Below are 14,040 nucleotides of genomic sequence, written 5' to 3' on the forward strand. Positions count from 1 at the left end.
AAAATATACTAAATGGCTGAATTAAATACCGGCGATAGTGGTGGTGGCAAAAAAGGCAGTAAAAAAGTTAGGAGTAAAAAGCAAAACTCTAAAGTAGACTTAACGGCTATGGTGGATTTGGCTTTCTTATTGATTACTTTCTTTATGCTTACCACAACGTTGTCTAAACCCCAATCTATGAATTTGGGTTTGCCAGATAAAACAGATGATCCAAATGTAAAACCGCAGAAAGTTGATGAAAATCGTACTATGACTATATTGTTAGGCGATAATAATAAATTGGTTCGTTATGTTGGTTTATTGGCAACTCCTGTTCTAGGTGGCGCACCAAAAGACTTTGAATATGGTAAAGACGGAATCCGAAAAGAATTGTTGAGCAGAAAAGCAGCAGTTTTTCAATATACTGGAACAAAGGATAAAGGAATGATTGTGATTATCAAACCAAGTAAGAAATCTAATTATCGTAATTTAGTTGATATACTTGACGAAATGGCGATTGTTGGTGTTCCGACTTATGCAATTGTAAATGAGTTCACACCTGAAGAAAGCAAATTGATTGGAGGAGCAGCTGATGCTAAAACTCCTGCGGCAGAAAAAACTCCTAATCCTTAATCTAATTAAAAAAGAAAAGACATGAAATTAGATTTATTAAAAAATCAATGGGTAGATATCGTTTTTGAAGGGCGAAATAAGTTATACGGAGCATACCAACTTAGAAGAAATAATGGTAAGACTACTGTTAGATCTCTTATAATTGGGGGAATTATTTTCACTTTCCTAGTTAGTCTCCCAGTATTAGTCAATTTACTTCCTGATGGTTCTGATGATGAAACTTTAGATCAAAAAATTACTACCGTAAAATTACCTCCTAAAGAAAAGCCAAAAGAAAATCTTCCACCACCACCTCCACCACCTCCAAAAGTGGATCAGGTAAAATTTGTTAAACCTGTGGTTGCAAAAGCAGAGGAAGTAACTGAAGAGCCACCAAAAGTGGAGGAAATAAAAGATAAAAAAATTGGCACTGAAACTATTAAAGGTGATCCAGATGCAGAGTTAAGTGTTGAACCAGTTGGAAATGGGACAAGTGTAGTAGAAGAAGATAATACAATCTACAATACTGCGGGTATTGAAGTAAAACCAGATTTCCCGGGAGGATTAGATAAATTCTACAAATTTGTTGGTAAGAATTTCCAAGTTCCTGAAGAAGAAGGATTAAAAGGAAAAGTATTTGTGACCTTTGTCGTTGAAAAAGATGGTTCGCTTACAGATATTAAAGTACTAAGAGATATCGGTTATGGAACAGGGAAAGAAGCTGTCAGAGTTTTAAAATCTTGTCCAAGATGGAATCCTGGTGAGCAGAATGGTAAAAAGGTGAGAGTATTATATTCTTTACCAATATCAATACAATCAGCAGAATAAATGATTGCAAAAATCATAGAAAATTTCAAGAAGAAATCGCTCAAAGAGCGGTTTCTTCTCGTTATTAGCTTAATCAATTTTATAGCGTTTTGTTTTTTAGGCTCTCTATTATTATTTTGGAAAAAATTAGAATTAAATCTGCCAAATAATATGCAACTTATTGCAGGATGCCTTATACTATTATTTGGTTTTTTACGGTTTATTACTCAAGTAAAACGATTGAACAAATTAGAAGATGAATAAATTAACTAAAACAATTATTGGCTTTGTCTTGTTAACCTTACTTTTTGTTTTTTCTTGCCAGAAGAAAAACAATAAAGTTGAGGATACTATGTTACAAGGTAAAGCTACAGTATATGTTGATGAAACAATATTGCCTATTATTGAAGATGAGCAAGCAGTATTTGAAGCAGAATATAAGGCTAAATTGCATTTGGTTTCGAAATCAGAAAATGAAATAATCAATGATTTGTTCAACGATACTGCAAGAATTGTAATTTTAACTAGAACACTTTCATCAAAAGAATTAAAGGTATTTCAAAGCAAAAAAATCAGTCCAAAAACAAGACCTTTTGCAATCGATGCTATAACTTTTATCAGAAAAAAAGCAACCAATGACACTTTAATAGCTCTACAAGACATTGTTGATTTTGTGAAAGGAAAAGCTGTTCCAAATATCAAAGGATTAGTTTTTGACAATGCCAATTCAAGTACAGCAAGATATATTTCTGAAATTTCGGGAGTACAAGTCAATAATCAAAAAAACATTTTTTCATTTAAAAACAATGAAGATGTTTTAAAATATGTTGCAAAAAATAATGGAATGATTGGAGTTGTAGGAATAAATTGGATTTTCCAGCCACCACTTGATTTACAAGAAACATTAGATAATATAAATGTTTTAGGAGTCAAAGGGTTAAATAAATCGGAATACTTTTTCCCAACACAGGATAATATTGCACAAGGGAAATATCCTTTGGCACGACGTTTGTATATCGTCAACTGTCAAGGATATTCTGGACTAGGAATGGGGTTTAGTTCCTTCCTTACAGGAGAAAGAGGACAACGCATAATTTTAAAATCAGGCCTAGTTCCTGAACGAATCCCTACCAGAAAAATCAGAATTAAAAATACAATTACAAAAGATAAAAATTAAATTGAAGAAGATGAACAAGTTTAAAATTTTCAGCTTAGCGTTAGTAGCAACAACAATTGCCAAAGCACAAGATTTAGAGCCAGCGAAGAAAGCTATTGATGCTGAACAATTTGAAAAAGCCAAATCGTTATTGAAATCAGTTATACAAAGCAAGCCAACTAATGGTAAAGCAGTATTTCTCTTAGGAACAATTTACCTAAAACAAAACATTCCCGATTCGGCTTCCATCTATTTTCAAAAAGGATTGTTAGCAAGTGATGGAGCAAGATTCAATAATATTGGTTTAGGTCAATTAGATTTGGATGCAAATAATAGTGCGGCCGCACAAGCTAAATTTGATTTGGTTATCAAAGAGTTAAAAAAGAAAGATACTGACGAATATGTTTATATAGCTCGAGCTTTCATGAATGCTGATAAACCAGATTATAAAAGTGCTATTACTTTATTAACAAAAGCAGCATTAGCTAATCCAAACGATGCTCAAGTGCAATTGGCTTTAGGGGATGCCTATTATGGAGATAAAAAGCAAAATGAATCTTATGTTGCTTATAGAAATGCCTATCAATTTGACAATAGTTTAATTAGAGCCAAAATGCAGTTGGGTGTTTTGTTAAAAGGAGCTAAAGCATACACAGAAGCTGTAAAAGCATATAACGAAGTAATAGCTATCAACCCAAATTACGGACCCGTATATCGTGAATTAGCGGAAACTCACTATTTATGGGGAAACAATATCCCAAAAACGTATACTGAAAATATACAAAAAGCATTAAGCTTTTATGAGAAATACTTGTCTTTAACAGACTATTCAATTTCGTCACGTATGCGACACGCTGACTTTTTAATCTTGGCAAAAGATTACAAAGCATTAGAGATTGAAGCTAACAAGATGAAAGAATTAGACGGAGTTAATCCAAGAATACTTCGTTATTTGGGTTATTCAGCTTATGAAAACGGAAATGTTGACGTGGCTTTAAATTCGTTACAGGCATATACATCTAATCCAAGCAACAAAATTATACCTCGTGATTATATGTACTTAGGTCAATCCAAAATAAAAAAAGGAGCAAGTGCTGATGGAAAATCAATTGATCCAACACAATTAGTATCTGGAATTGCAGATCTTAAAAAAGCGGTTGAAATGGAGCCATTAGCGGCTAATGATTTAAATGAAATCGGAAAAAAATTATATGACCAAAAAGCATTTGCGGCTGCAGCTGCAGTATTTGAAGTTGCCGTTAGCAACCCAAATTCTAAAAATTATTTGATTGACAATTTCTATCTTGGAAACTCACTATATTATGATAATACAAGAAAAGATATTGCTAAAGCAGATCCTATAGCTTTACAAAAAGCTGATGTTGCTTTTGGGAATGTAATTACGGCATCACCAACAACACAAGATGCTTATCTTTTCAGAGCAAGAACCAATAGATTGTTGGAAAATGATGCAATGATGGCTACTTACTATCAACAATATTTAGATGTTGTAACAGCTAAAGGTGATGAAGAAGTTACTAAAAACAAAGCGAAGTTTATTGAATCCTATAATAACATTGCATCAAGTCTTGCTAATACTGACAAAATAAAAGCAAAAGAATTACTAAACAAAACTTTAGCGCTTGATCCGGCAAATGCATATGCGCTTGAAGCAATTAAATTATTAAAATAAAAAAGAATAACATTTTTTAGAACCGTCTCGATAAAAAATCGGGGCGGTTTTTTATTTAAAAGAACTTATCTTTGCCGACTAGAATAAATACAATGTTGACAAAACAAACACAATTAGCTGTTGAAAAAGGAGAGATGCTTCCGCTTATGGAAGAATTTTACACCATTCAAGGCGAAGGATTTCATACAGGAACAGCTGCTTATTTTATTAGAATTGGAGGTTGCGATGTAGGATGTCATTGGTGTGATGTAAAAGAAAGTTGGAATGCCGAATTACACCCGCCAACAGCAACAGATATTATTGTTGCCAATGCAAAAAAACAGGCAGATACTGTTGTAGTAACTGGTGGAGAACCGTTGACGTGGGACATGACTTTGCTTACACAAAAATTAAAAGATAACAACTTAAAAGTCCATATCGAAACTTCCGGAGCTTATCCTGTTTCTGGAAAATGGGATTGGTTTTGTCTTTCGCCAAAAAAAAATAAATTACCAGTTGCTGATGCTTATGCGATTGCTGATGAGTTAAAAGTGATTGTTTACAATAAGCATGATTTTATTTTTGCCGAAGAACAGGCAGCCAAAGTAAACCCAAATGCAATTCTTTTCCTGCAACCAGAGTGGAGTAAAAAAGAAGAAATGACCCCGCTAATTGTCGATTATGTAATGAATAACCCAAAGTGGCGAGTATCATTGCAAACGCATAAATATTTGAATATTCCTTAAAATAATATTATGAAACTTATTAAATTTTTACTGATCATATTAATGCCGATTTATGGGTTCTCTCAGATTCAAGGTGAAGATGAAGTATATTTAAACGGAGACAGTGTTGAAGCTAAATTTGGTGGCGGTGGAATTGACAACTTCACAGCTTTTATAAATAGAAATTTTGATTATTCTAAAGTCACAAAACCGGGAAAACTTGAAGCTGCTTTTACTATTGACGAGCAAGGAACCGTAACTAAAATAAGAATTACTCAAATTTTAGATATTGAATCAGCAACAGAATTTATAAGAGTTTTAAAAATGTGCCCAAAATGGGAACCGGCAAAACGCGGCGGTAAACCAATAAGCATTGAGATAAAATATCCTATGGTTTTTAAAAACAAATAAAATTAGAGTCCTAAATCATATTTGATTTAGGATTTTTTATTTTTACCAAAAAAGCGTCAATCATGCAATCACAATTCCTCTTGGACCCAAATTTAACTTTCTTAAATCATGGCTCTTTTGGCTCTTGCCCAAAACCTATTTTTGAAGAATTCCAACGCTTTCAACGAGAATTGGAATACGATCCTGTTGATTTCATTCAACGGAGACAACCAAAGTATTTAAAAGCAGCCCGTGAAAGTTTAGCCAAATTTGTGGGTTGTCAAGCTGGTGATTTATTTTTCACCTCTAATCCAACGTATGCTATTAATGTTATTATGCGAAGCATAAAGTTAAAAGCAGGAGATGAAATTTTAGCTACTAATCACGAATATGGTGCCATGGACCGAACATGGAATTTCTATTGCAAAAAATCCGGAGCAAAATACATTCGGCAAAATATAAGCCTACCGGTTGTATCTAAAGAACAAGTCATTGAAGAGTTTTGGAGAGGCTATAACGAAAACACCAAAGTAATTTTTTTGAACCAAATGTCGAGTGCGACAGCTTTGATTTTTCCGGTGAAAGAAATTTGCGATAAAGCCAAAGAATTGGGTTTGATTACCATTGTTGATGGTGCACACGTTCCGGCACATATCGATTTAAATATTACAGCGTTGAATCCTGATTATTATACTGCAACTTTGCACAAATGGATGTTGGCACCAAAAGGCAGCTCGTTTTTATACGTAAAACCAGAACTGCAAGATACTTTAGAACCTTTGGTGGTTAGTTGGGGATACGAAAGTGTGGCGCCTGGTGAAAGTCAGTTTTTGGATTATCATGAATTGCAGGGAACACGTGATATTTCGGCTTTTTTGTGTACACCAAAAGTGGTGGAGTTTTTAGAGCAAAACAACTGGAAAGTCGTTTCAAAAGAATGTAAACAAATTGTTTTTGCTAACTACCAACGCTTTTGTGATTTGCTAAACACAAAACCATTAAGTCCAATTACTCAAGAATTTTTAGGCCAAATGGCAAGCGTTCCTATTACTACCAAAAAGCCGGCTGAACTCAAAGAAATGTTGTACTCCAAATATAAAATTCAAATTCCGGTGATGCCTTTGAATGGGAATTTTTATATTAGATATTCGATAAACGCGTATAATTCGCAGGAAGATTTAGATATGCTATATCGTGCTTTGGAAGAGATTATTAAAACAACGGATTTGATTCAAGTGTAGATTCTTAGCCCAGACCTGTCTGCCGACAGGCAGGTAGGAACGGCATCCTTTTACACCTGTCAGGTTTTTAAAACCTGACAGGTGTAAAAGATATAGTGGATAGCTGGAAACAGCTCCTAAAACTACTTCCAGTTTTCTCTTTTCTTGAGTTCGGTAATATGCGCCAAATGATGGTTGCAATGCCATTGATAAAGACAAATCATTTCACGAAGCTGGAATTCCTTATTGTGTTCAGGGTGAATATAAGCCATTTCTAAATCACTCTCAGACAAACTTTTCATCACAAATGCCAAGCGATAATGCAATCCTTCCAGAAATTGAATTGTTGGTGCTATCGGCATGGTTTTGTTATCAATGCCTTCAGCCCAGAGACTTTCATAGTAGAATTTTATCGTTGGATTGTTTTCGGTCATTGTCCATTTCAATCGAATAAAACAATTCATGTGGCTATCGGCGCAGTGATGCACAACTTGGCGAATTGTCCAGCCTTCAGGTCGATACGGAGTTTCTAATTGTTCATTTGATAAATGCTGAACTTCGGCTTTTAATCTTTCGGGAAAGGATTCGATAGTTTGAATGGCTTTCGACAAAATTTCAGAAGTATAGACCTGAGGTGCTTCAAATTTGCCAATAGGATAACGTAATTTTTCTAATTCAATATTTTCCATAATTAAAGAGTGAGTTTTGCTAAATAATCAAAGTGTTTGCCTTCATGAACTAATTCGCATTCCAAACCATTGGCGTGAGCGGCATTTTGTAAAGTATTATAATCCATATAAAGCCACGGAAACGTTTCTTCGGTTTCATTTTTATAAGAAATGGTGAACGTAAGTTCGCCATAATAGCCGTTTGCCGGAATTAAATAACTTCCGTCTTCAGCTGTGTCAAACATATAAATAATATCAGAACTATCAATCAGAATTTGTCCATTTGTACCTAAAAGCGATTTTAGTTTATGAAGGTATTTCGAAGTTTCCGAAAGCGTTCCAAAGATTCCGGTCCCGTTCATTAATAATAGAATGGTGTCAAAAGTTGGCTTTTCTAAATCTAATAAATTCTGAACTCGGGCATCATTTAAACCACGCAATTCACAAGCTTTAATTGCGTTCGCTGAAATATCTATAGCGGTTACATCAAATCCTTTTTCCTGCAAATACAACGCATGACTTCCGGCACCACAACCAACATCGAGAATTTTTCCTTTGCAAAGTTGTAATGCTTTCTTTTCCAGTTTTGGCATTTCGTTATAACTTCTGAAAAGATAGTCCACACTCATTTCATCCGCGTTGGAAATGTTGGTTTCAGTAACTAAATCTTCGGGTGAATTGTTAGTTTGAAAATCGAGTATGGCTTTACCAAAAAGGTCTTTCATGGTTTATTTGGTTATTCGGTAATTTGATTATTCGTTTTATGTAATTTTGCACTATGAGTTTGAAACCTTCCTTAAACGAAATCCAAAAGCTTGCCAAAGATAAGCATATCGAAAACAAAAAGTATTTTGATAAGCTCAAAAAGAAGACACCTAAGAATTTAGATTATATCATGCAGGAATTGCATGATGCCGAATTCAAACGCACCGATTGTTTAAACTGCGCTAATTGCTGTAAAACAACCGGGCCATTGTTTACTTCGGCTGATATCGAAAGGATTTCAAAACATCTGAAACAAAAACCACAGCAGTTTATTGATCAGTATTTACGCATTGATGAAGACAAGGATTATGTGCTGCAAAGTGTTCCCTGTACATTTTTGGATGCTGAGAACTATTGCATGATTTATGATGTGCGACCAAAAGCCTGTCGCGAATTTCCACACACCGACAGAAAGAAGTTTCAACAAATAACTGATTTGACTTTGCAAAATGTTGCCATTTGCCCGGCGGCTTACAATATTGTTGAAGAAATGAAGAAAAAAATAGCTTTATAAAATGAAATCGCCACTATATACTTGTTTGTATAGCAAACAACCACAAAAGCGATTCCATGTGACCCATAAAAAACAATAACAAATGCACATGAAAATATACAAATCAAAAATAGATTGGTGGCTCGGATTAGTTTTAGTTTATCCAATATTTAGAAGTATTGCATCCATCATGGAAGGAGAATGGATTGGCTACTTGGGAATTGTACTTTGCTTGCTGTTTATTGTTTTTATTTCAAAATCTACCCGATATATTATTGCAGATAACCAACTCATTGTTAAATGCCTGTTTATTGTAAACGATACAATAGAAATTTCAAAAATCAGGAAAATAGAAAAGACCAATTCCGTCTTAAGTTCGCCGGCCTTGTCTTTAGATAGAATAGCGATTAAGTTCAATAAATATGATGAAGTTTACATCTCGCCAAAAGATAGGCAAGCGTTTATTGATGACCTGTTAAAAATTAATCCGGAAATTGAATCTGCTATTTAGTTATAAATTAAATACTTCTTTCTCATTGTTTTAAAATCATTCAATCCTTTTTCCCAAGATTTTCGAATTTCAGTTTCAGATGTTCCGGCTTCAATTTGCTGCTGCAATTTTTTGGTTCCGGCTAATTTGGTAAAGAACGGAATAAAGAATTTCGATTTATCGGTAGTTTCCTTATATGCTTTGAGTAGCCATTTCAATTCGAGTTGGTGCACTTTAGGTGACGCACTCAAATCTTCGCCATAGCACAATTGGTTTTTATAGGGCGGTTCTTTTGATCCAAAATTTGGTATCGGAGTAAAACTGAACTTGCTTTTTGGCAGAAACGGAGAACCGTAAATCTGAAACTGCTTTTCGGTGCCACGACCAACACTAACATTGGTGCCTTCAAACAAACATAAACTCGCATACAAATTAACCGCTTGGTCGTTAGGAATGTTTGGAGAAGGTTTTACAGGCAAACTATAAAATAGTTCTCGTTTGTAATTCAAACACGGAATCACGGTCAGCTTGCATTGAATCCCATCTTTGAGCCATTTTTCGCCATTAATCATTTTGGCATATTCGCCAATCGTCATACCGTGAAGCAATGGGATTTGGTGCATCCCAACAAAACTGGTGAACTCTTTTTCTAAAATTGGTCCGTCAACAATACTGCCGTTAGGGTTTGGTCTGTCTAAAACGATTAGTTGAATATTATTTTCAGAGCAGGCTTCCATTATATAATGCAATGAAGAAATATAAGTGTAAAAACGCGCACCAACATCCTGCAAATCAAAAACCAATACATCAAGATCGTCTAGCTGATCAGGTTTTGGTTTTTTGTTATCGCCATAAAGTGAAATGATTGGCAATTCGGTTTTTGAATCTTTGCCATCCACTACATGTTCTCCGGCATCAGCTGTTCCGCGGAAGCCGTGTTCTGGCGCGAAGATTTTAATAAGGTTGACTTTTTGTTCCAATAAATAATCTACAATGGATAATTGAACATACTTGAATACTTCATCACTTCGATTATTAGTACTTTTTGTTACAGTTCCAAATTCTTTTATCGTGATAATTCCTGTTTGATTGGTGACAATACCAACTTTCTTGCCCTTTAACAAAGGTAAATAAGCATCAATATTATCAGCGCCAGTTTTTATGCTTTCTGACATCTCTTTCCCAACATCAGTCTTCTGCGTTTTATCTTTTGGCTGATTAACCTGACTTCTGCAGGAAACAACAGTTAGAAACAGTAACCCAATTTTAATATAATGTCTCATAATAATTTTAATCTGTGAAAATCTGTGTAATCTGTGGCGAAAACTTTCTTTACCTTTGTCTCAACTATACCTCCAAAATTTGAAATTAGAATATTTTATAGCGAAACGACTCATTACTGCTAAAGACCATAAAAGTAGTATTTCTGCGCCAATAATAAAAATTGCCATCACCGCCATAGCACTCGGAATGATTATGATGATTGTTTCCATAGCAACAGGAATCGGGTTGCAACAAAAAATACGCCAAAAAGTGGCTGCTTTTAACGGACACATAATTATTTCAGGTTACAACGACAATAATTCGGATGTTAGCACCAAACCGATATCCATTCATCAAAACTTTTATCCCAACTTTAAAAATGTCGACGGAATAAATCATGTTCAAGCCGTTGCCAGTAAAGCGGGTATGATAAGAACCGAAACAGCTTTCGAAGGTATCATATTTAAAGGAGTTGGCAAGGACTATCAAACCGACAATCTTAAAGAATACTTAGTACAAGGCAGATTGCCCAATTTCAAATCCAATCTCAATGAAGAAGTCCTAATTTCGCAATATTTGTGTAATCGCTTAGGATTGAAACTCGGCGATAAATTTGTAACCTACTTCATGAAAGAAAACAGCGAAGGTTATAACCTGCGTAATTTTAAAATAGTCGGAATCTACAATTCTGGATTTCAGGAATTCGATGCGAACTATGTGATTGGAGATATAAGACACGTGCAAAGAATAAACAAATGGAGTCCGGACGAAATCGGTTCTTTCGAAGTTTTTGTTGACGATTTCACTCAAATAGAAAGTAAAGGTCAACAAGTTTATGAGGAAACATCATCAACACTCGATTCGCAAACCATTGTCGAGAAATTCTATTACATCTTCGAATGGCTAAAACTTTTCGATTTTAATATTATCGTTATTCTAATAGTCATGATTGCCGTTTCTACTATTAATATGGTAGTTGCACTTTTAGTGTTAATCCTCGAAAGAACTCAAATGATTGGCATCCTAAAATCACTCGGCGCCAATAATTGGTCTGTCCGAAAAGTGTTTCTCTATAATGCAGCCTACTTAATTGGCCGCGGTTTGCTTTGGGGAAATGGCATCGGAATCGGATTGTTGCTTATTCAAAAATACTTTGGCATCATCAAACTCAACCCCGAAAGTTATTATGTAAATGTTGCGCCAGTCGACATTAACCTGTTCTACATTTTGTTACTCAATATTGGGACCGTCGTAATTTGCCTGTTGGTTCTACTTATCCCGTCCTACATCATTACTAAAATCACACCGTCAAAATCCATTCGGTTTGAATAGTTAGGAGCACAGCAATTGCAGTTCTCAGGAAGTTCAGTCCCGCTATCCGCGCTACGAGGTAGCTGCTGCTATCGGGGCTAAAGACACGTTAAGCTATATCGATGACATAAGCATTCCCCTCTTGAGGGGTGCCCGCAGGGCGGGGTGGCTGAGTTTGATTCTTCTTTATGAAAATTTTTAATATAAATCAATTATAAAACCCCAGTTATCAATACATTAAAAAAAAAGGCAAAAAAACCTCAAAAAACATTTGGATTGAGGTTGAATTAGTTTTTATATTTGCACCCCGCAAGAGATTAAAAGTTCATAATAATACTGAAAAAACGAGGAATTAAAATAATTCAAAAATAATTTTAAAAAGCCTTGTTAGTTAGAAAAGAATAGTTACTTTTGCACCCGCTTTGAGAATGAAGGCGGATTAAAATTAGAATAAACGTTCATAGACATATTGAATTGACAGCCGTTTTAACAGAGATGTTAAAACAACAAAAGAGAGTAAGAGAATCGAAAAGATTTGAATAAAAGACTAGCCTTTGTCTAAATTACGATGCAGATAGCGATATCAGCATAACAATATACGATGAAGAGTTTGATCCTGGCTCAGGATGAACGCTAGCGGCAGGCTTAACACATGCAAGTCGAGGGGTAAGGTAGCAATACCTGAGACCGGCGCACGGGTGCGTAACGCGTATGCAATCTACCTTTTACAGAGGGATAGCCCAGAGAAATTTGGATTAATACCTCATAGCATAGCAACTTCGCATGAAGTCACTATTAAAGTTCCAACGGTAAAAGATGAGCATGCGTCCTATTAGCTAGATGGTAAGGTAACGGCTTACCATGGCTACGATAGGTAGGGGTCCTGAGAGGGAGATCCCCCACACTGGTACTGAGACACGGACCAGACTCCTACGGGAGGCAGCAGTGAGGAATATTGGACAATGGGCGCAAGCCTGATCCAGCCATGCCGCGTGCAGGAAGACGCATCTATGGTGTGTAAACTGCTTTTGTACGGGAAGAAACACTCCTACGTGTAGGAGCTTGACGGTACCGTAAGAATAAGGATCGGCTAACTCCGTGCCAGCAGCCGCGGTAATACGGAGGATCCAAGCGTTATCCGGAATCATTGGGTTTAAAGGGTCCGTAGGCGGTTTGGTAAGTCAGTGGTGAAAGCCCATCGCTTAACGATGGAACGGCCATTGATACTGCCAGACTTGAATTACTAGGAAGTAACTAGAATATGTAGTGTAGCGGTGAAATGCTTAGATATTACATGGAATACCAATTGCGAAGGCAGGTTACTACTAGTGGATTGACGCTGATGGACGAAAGCGTGGGGAGCGAACAGGATTAGATACCCTGGTAGTCCACGCCGTAAACGATGGATACTAGCTGTTGGGCGCAAGCTCAGTGGCTAAGCGAAAGTGATAAGTATCCCACCTGGGGAGTACGTTCGCAAGAATGAAACTCAAAGGAATTGACGGGGGCCCGCACAAGCGGTGGAGCATGTGGTTTAATTCGATGATACGCGAGGAACCTTACCAAGGCTTAAATGTAGATTGACCGGTTTGGAAACAGACTTTTCGCAAGACAATTTACAAGGTGCTGCATGGTTGTCGTCAGCTCGTGCCGTGAGGTGTCAGGTTAAGTCCTATAACGAGCGCAACCCCTGTTGTTAGTTGCCAGCGAGTCAAGTCGGGAACTCTAACAAGACTGCCAGTGTAAACTGTGAGGAAGGTGGGGATGACGTCAAATCATCACGGCCCTTACGCCTTGGGCTACACACGTGCTACAATGGACGGTACAGAGAGCAGCCACTACGCGAGTAGGAGCGAATCTATAAAACCGTTCTCAGTTCGGATCGGAGTCTGCAACTCGACTCCGTGAAGCTGGAATCGCTAGTAATCGGATATCAGCCATGATCCGGTGAATACGTTCCCGGGCCTTGTACACACCGCCCGTCAAGCCATGGAAGCTGGGGGTACCTGAAGTCGGTGACCGTAAGGAGCTGCCTAGGGTAAAACTGGTAACTAGGGCTAAGTCGTAACAAGGTAGCCGTACCGGAAGGTGCGGCTGGAACACCTCCTTTCTAGAGACGATAATAAGGTATAGTTACAAATCATAAATTCAATTACTCTCGCTGTTAGTTCAAATATTATAATAAGCAAAAAAACAGAGTCTCGTAGCTCAGCTGGTTAGAGTACTACACTGATAATGTAGGGGTCCCCAGTTCGAGTCTGGGCGGGACTACTTTTTAATTAACAATTGATAATTAACAATTGATAATGAAAGTAAACTGTAAAAGCTTAAAAAGGAAATTCTAGAATTGGTTAAAAACTCAATTGAAAAAATAATTATCAATTATCAATTGACAATTATCCATTAGATTGGGGGATTAGCTCAGCTGGCTAGAGCGCCTGCCTTGCACGCAGGAGGTCATCGGTTCGACTCCGATATTCTCCACAAAT

General features: G+C 36.5%; 13 protein-coding genes, 2 tRNA genes and 1 rRNA gene. 13 read left to right on the plus strand and 3 right to left on the minus strand.

The window, feature by feature from the left end; all coding sequences use genetic code 11:
• The first annotated feature begins 12 nt into the window (after positions 1-12).
• From QWY90_RS03390 to QWY90_RS03420, 7 genes are all read left to right on the plus strand, one after another.
• Positions 13-612: an ExbD/TolR family protein gene (locus QWY90_RS03390; RefSeq protein ID WP_290284442.1), complete on the plus strand. Its 600-nt coding sequence runs from the start codon at positions 13-15 to the stop codon at positions 610-612.
• 21 nt (positions 613-633) lie between these two features.
• Positions 634-1,419 (plus strand): energy transducer TonB, encoded by a 786-nt coding sequence (locus QWY90_RS03395; protein WP_290284443.1) that lies wholly within the window; start codon positions 634-636, stop codon positions 1,417-1,419.
• A 235-nt stretch (positions 1,420-1,654) separates the two neighbouring features.
• The gene (locus QWY90_RS03400) at positions 1,655-2,575 is read left to right on the plus strand and encodes a PstS family phosphate ABC transporter substrate-binding protein (protein ID WP_290284444.1); all 921 of its coding nucleotides are present in this window, start codon (positions 1,655-1,657) and stop codon (positions 2,573-2,575) included.
• Between the two features lie 10 nt (positions 2,576-2,585).
• Positions 2,586-4,247 carry a tetratricopeptide repeat protein gene (locus QWY90_RS03405; protein WP_290284445.1) on the plus strand — a complete coding sequence of 554 codons (1,662 nt, stop codon included), beginning with the start codon at positions 2,586-2,588 and terminating at the stop codon, positions 4,245-4,247.
• 92 nt (positions 4,248-4,339) lie between these two features.
• Positions 4,340-4,972 (plus strand): 7-carboxy-7-deazaguanine synthase QueE, encoded by a 633-nt coding sequence (locus QWY90_RS03410; RefSeq protein ID WP_290284446.1) that lies wholly within the window; start codon positions 4,340-4,342, stop codon positions 4,970-4,972.
• A gap of 9 nt (positions 4,973-4,981) precedes the next feature.
• Positions 4,982-5,362: an energy transducer TonB gene (locus QWY90_RS03415; RefSeq protein ID WP_290284447.1), complete on the plus strand. Its 381-nt coding sequence runs from the start codon at positions 4,982-4,984 to the stop codon at positions 5,360-5,362.
• A gap of 62 nt (positions 5,363-5,424) precedes the next feature.
• The gene (locus QWY90_RS03420; protein ID WP_290284448.1) at positions 5,425-6,582 is read left to right on the plus strand and encodes an aminotransferase class V-fold PLP-dependent enzyme; all 1,158 of its coding nucleotides are present in this window, start codon (positions 5,425-5,427) and stop codon (positions 6,580-6,582) included.
• Positions 6,583-6,704: 122 nt separating this feature from the next.
• On the opposite strand, the gene QWY90_RS03425 is transcribed toward QWY90_RS03420, so the two are convergent.
• Together QWY90_RS03425 and QWY90_RS03430 are read right to left on the minus strand one after the other, a co-directional pair.
• Positions 6,705-7,250, minus strand: coding sequence for a YfiT family bacillithiol transferase (locus tag QWY90_RS03425; protein WP_290284449.1), 546 nt, complete (start codon positions 7,248-7,250; stop codon positions 6,705-6,707).
• 2 nt (positions 7,251-7,252) lie between these two features.
• The gene (locus QWY90_RS03430) at positions 7,253-7,954 is read right to left on the minus strand and encodes a class I SAM-dependent methyltransferase (protein ID WP_290284450.1); all 702 of its coding nucleotides are present in this window, start codon (positions 7,952-7,954) and stop codon (positions 7,253-7,255) included.
• 53 nt (positions 7,955-8,007) lie between these two features.
• Between QWY90_RS03430 and QWY90_RS03435 the strand changes: the two genes are divergently transcribed.
• On the plus strand, positions 8,008-8,508 hold the full coding sequence (locus QWY90_RS03435; RefSeq protein WP_379691574.1) for a YkgJ family cysteine cluster protein: 501 nt from the start codon (positions 8,008-8,010) through the stop codon (positions 8,506-8,508).
• Between the two features lie 88 nt (positions 8,509-8,596).
• The gene (locus QWY90_RS03440; protein WP_290284451.1) at positions 8,597-8,998 is read left to right on the plus strand and encodes a PH domain-containing protein; all 402 of its coding nucleotides are present in this window, start codon (positions 8,597-8,599) and stop codon (positions 8,996-8,998) included.
• Here QWY90_RS03440 and QWY90_RS03445 read toward each other — a convergent pair.
• The gene (locus tag QWY90_RS03445; RefSeq protein WP_290284452.1) at positions 8,995-10,260 is read right to left on the minus strand and encodes an exo-beta-N-acetylmuramidase NamZ family protein; all 1,266 of its coding nucleotides are present in this window, start codon (positions 10,258-10,260) and stop codon (positions 8,995-8,997) included. The two genes, QWY90_RS03440 and QWY90_RS03445, sit on opposite strands and share 4 nt — an antisense overlap.
• Positions 10,261-10,339: 79 nt before the next feature.
• Here QWY90_RS03445 and QWY90_RS03450 point away from each other — a divergent pair, with 79 nt between their 5' ends.
• From QWY90_RS03450 to QWY90_RS03465, 4 genes are all read left to right on the plus strand, one after another.
• Entirely contained in the window at positions 10,340-11,572 is a 1,233-nt protein-coding gene (locus tag QWY90_RS03450) for an ABC transporter permease (protein ID WP_290284453.1), read from the plus strand.
• Positions 11,573-12,149: 577 nt separating this feature from the next.
• Positions 12,150-13,661: ribosomal RNA gene (locus QWY90_RS03455) — 16S ribosomal RNA — on the plus strand.
• Between the two features lie 87 nt (positions 13,662-13,748).
• Positions 13,749-13,822: transfer RNA gene (locus tag QWY90_RS03460), tRNA-Ile, on the plus strand.
• A 139-nt stretch (positions 13,823-13,961) separates the two neighbouring features.
• Positions 13,962-14,035 (plus strand) — tRNA-Ala (locus QWY90_RS03465).
• Positions 14,036-14,040: the final 5 nt, after the last annotated feature.

It is taken from the genome of Flavobacterium paronense (genome assembly GCF_030409795.1).
Taxonomy (GTDB): domain Bacteria; phylum Bacteroidota; class Bacteroidia; order Flavobacteriales; family Flavobacteriaceae; genus Flavobacterium; species Flavobacterium paronense.

Excerpts from the sequence above, each read along its gene's own strand:
- QWY90_RS03400 (WP_290284444.1), top strand. The coding sequence starts at position 1,655 with ATGAATAAATTAACTAAAACAATTATTGGCTTTGTCTTGTTAACCTTA.
- QWY90_RS03405 (WP_290284445.1), top strand. The coding sequence starts at position 2,586 with ATGAACAAGTTTAAAATTTTCAGCTTAGCGTTAGTAGCAACAACAATT.
- QWY90_RS03410 (WP_290284446.1), top strand. The coding sequence starts at position 4,340 with ATGTTGACAAAACAAACACAATTAGCTGTTGAAAAAGGAGAGATGCTT.
- QWY90_RS03390 (WP_290284442.1), top strand. The coding sequence starts at position 13 with ATGGCTGAATTAAATACCGGCGATAGTGGTGGTGGCAAAAAAGGCAGT.
- QWY90_RS03425 (WP_290284449.1), bottom strand. The coding sequence starts at position 7,250 with ATGGAAAATATTGAATTAGAAAAATTACGTTATCCTATTGGCAAATTT.
- QWY90_RS03445 (WP_290284452.1), bottom strand. The coding sequence starts at position 10,260 with ATGAGACATTATATTAAAATTGGGTTACTGTTTCTAACTGTTGTTTCC.
- QWY90_RS03440 (WP_290284451.1), top strand. The coding sequence starts at position 8,597 with ATGAAAATATACAAATCAAAAATAGATTGGTGGCTCGGATTAGTTTTA.
- QWY90_RS03395 (WP_290284443.1), top strand. The coding sequence starts at position 634 with ATGAAATTAGATTTATTAAAAAATCAATGGGTAGATATCGTTTTTGAA.
- QWY90_RS03415 (WP_290284447.1), top strand. The coding sequence starts at position 4,982 with ATGAAACTTATTAAATTTTTACTGATCATATTAATGCCGATTTATGGG.
- QWY90_RS03435 (WP_379691574.1), top strand. The coding sequence starts at position 8,008 with ATGAGTTTGAAACCTTCCTTAAACGAAATCCAAAAGCTTGCCAAAGAT.
- QWY90_RS03430 (WP_290284450.1), bottom strand. The coding sequence starts at position 7,954 with ATGAAAGACCTTTTTGGTAAAGCCATACTCGATTTTCAAACTAACAAT.
- QWY90_RS03420 (WP_290284448.1), top strand. The coding sequence starts at position 5,425 with ATGCAATCACAATTCCTCTTGGACCCAAATTTAACTTTCTTAAATCAT.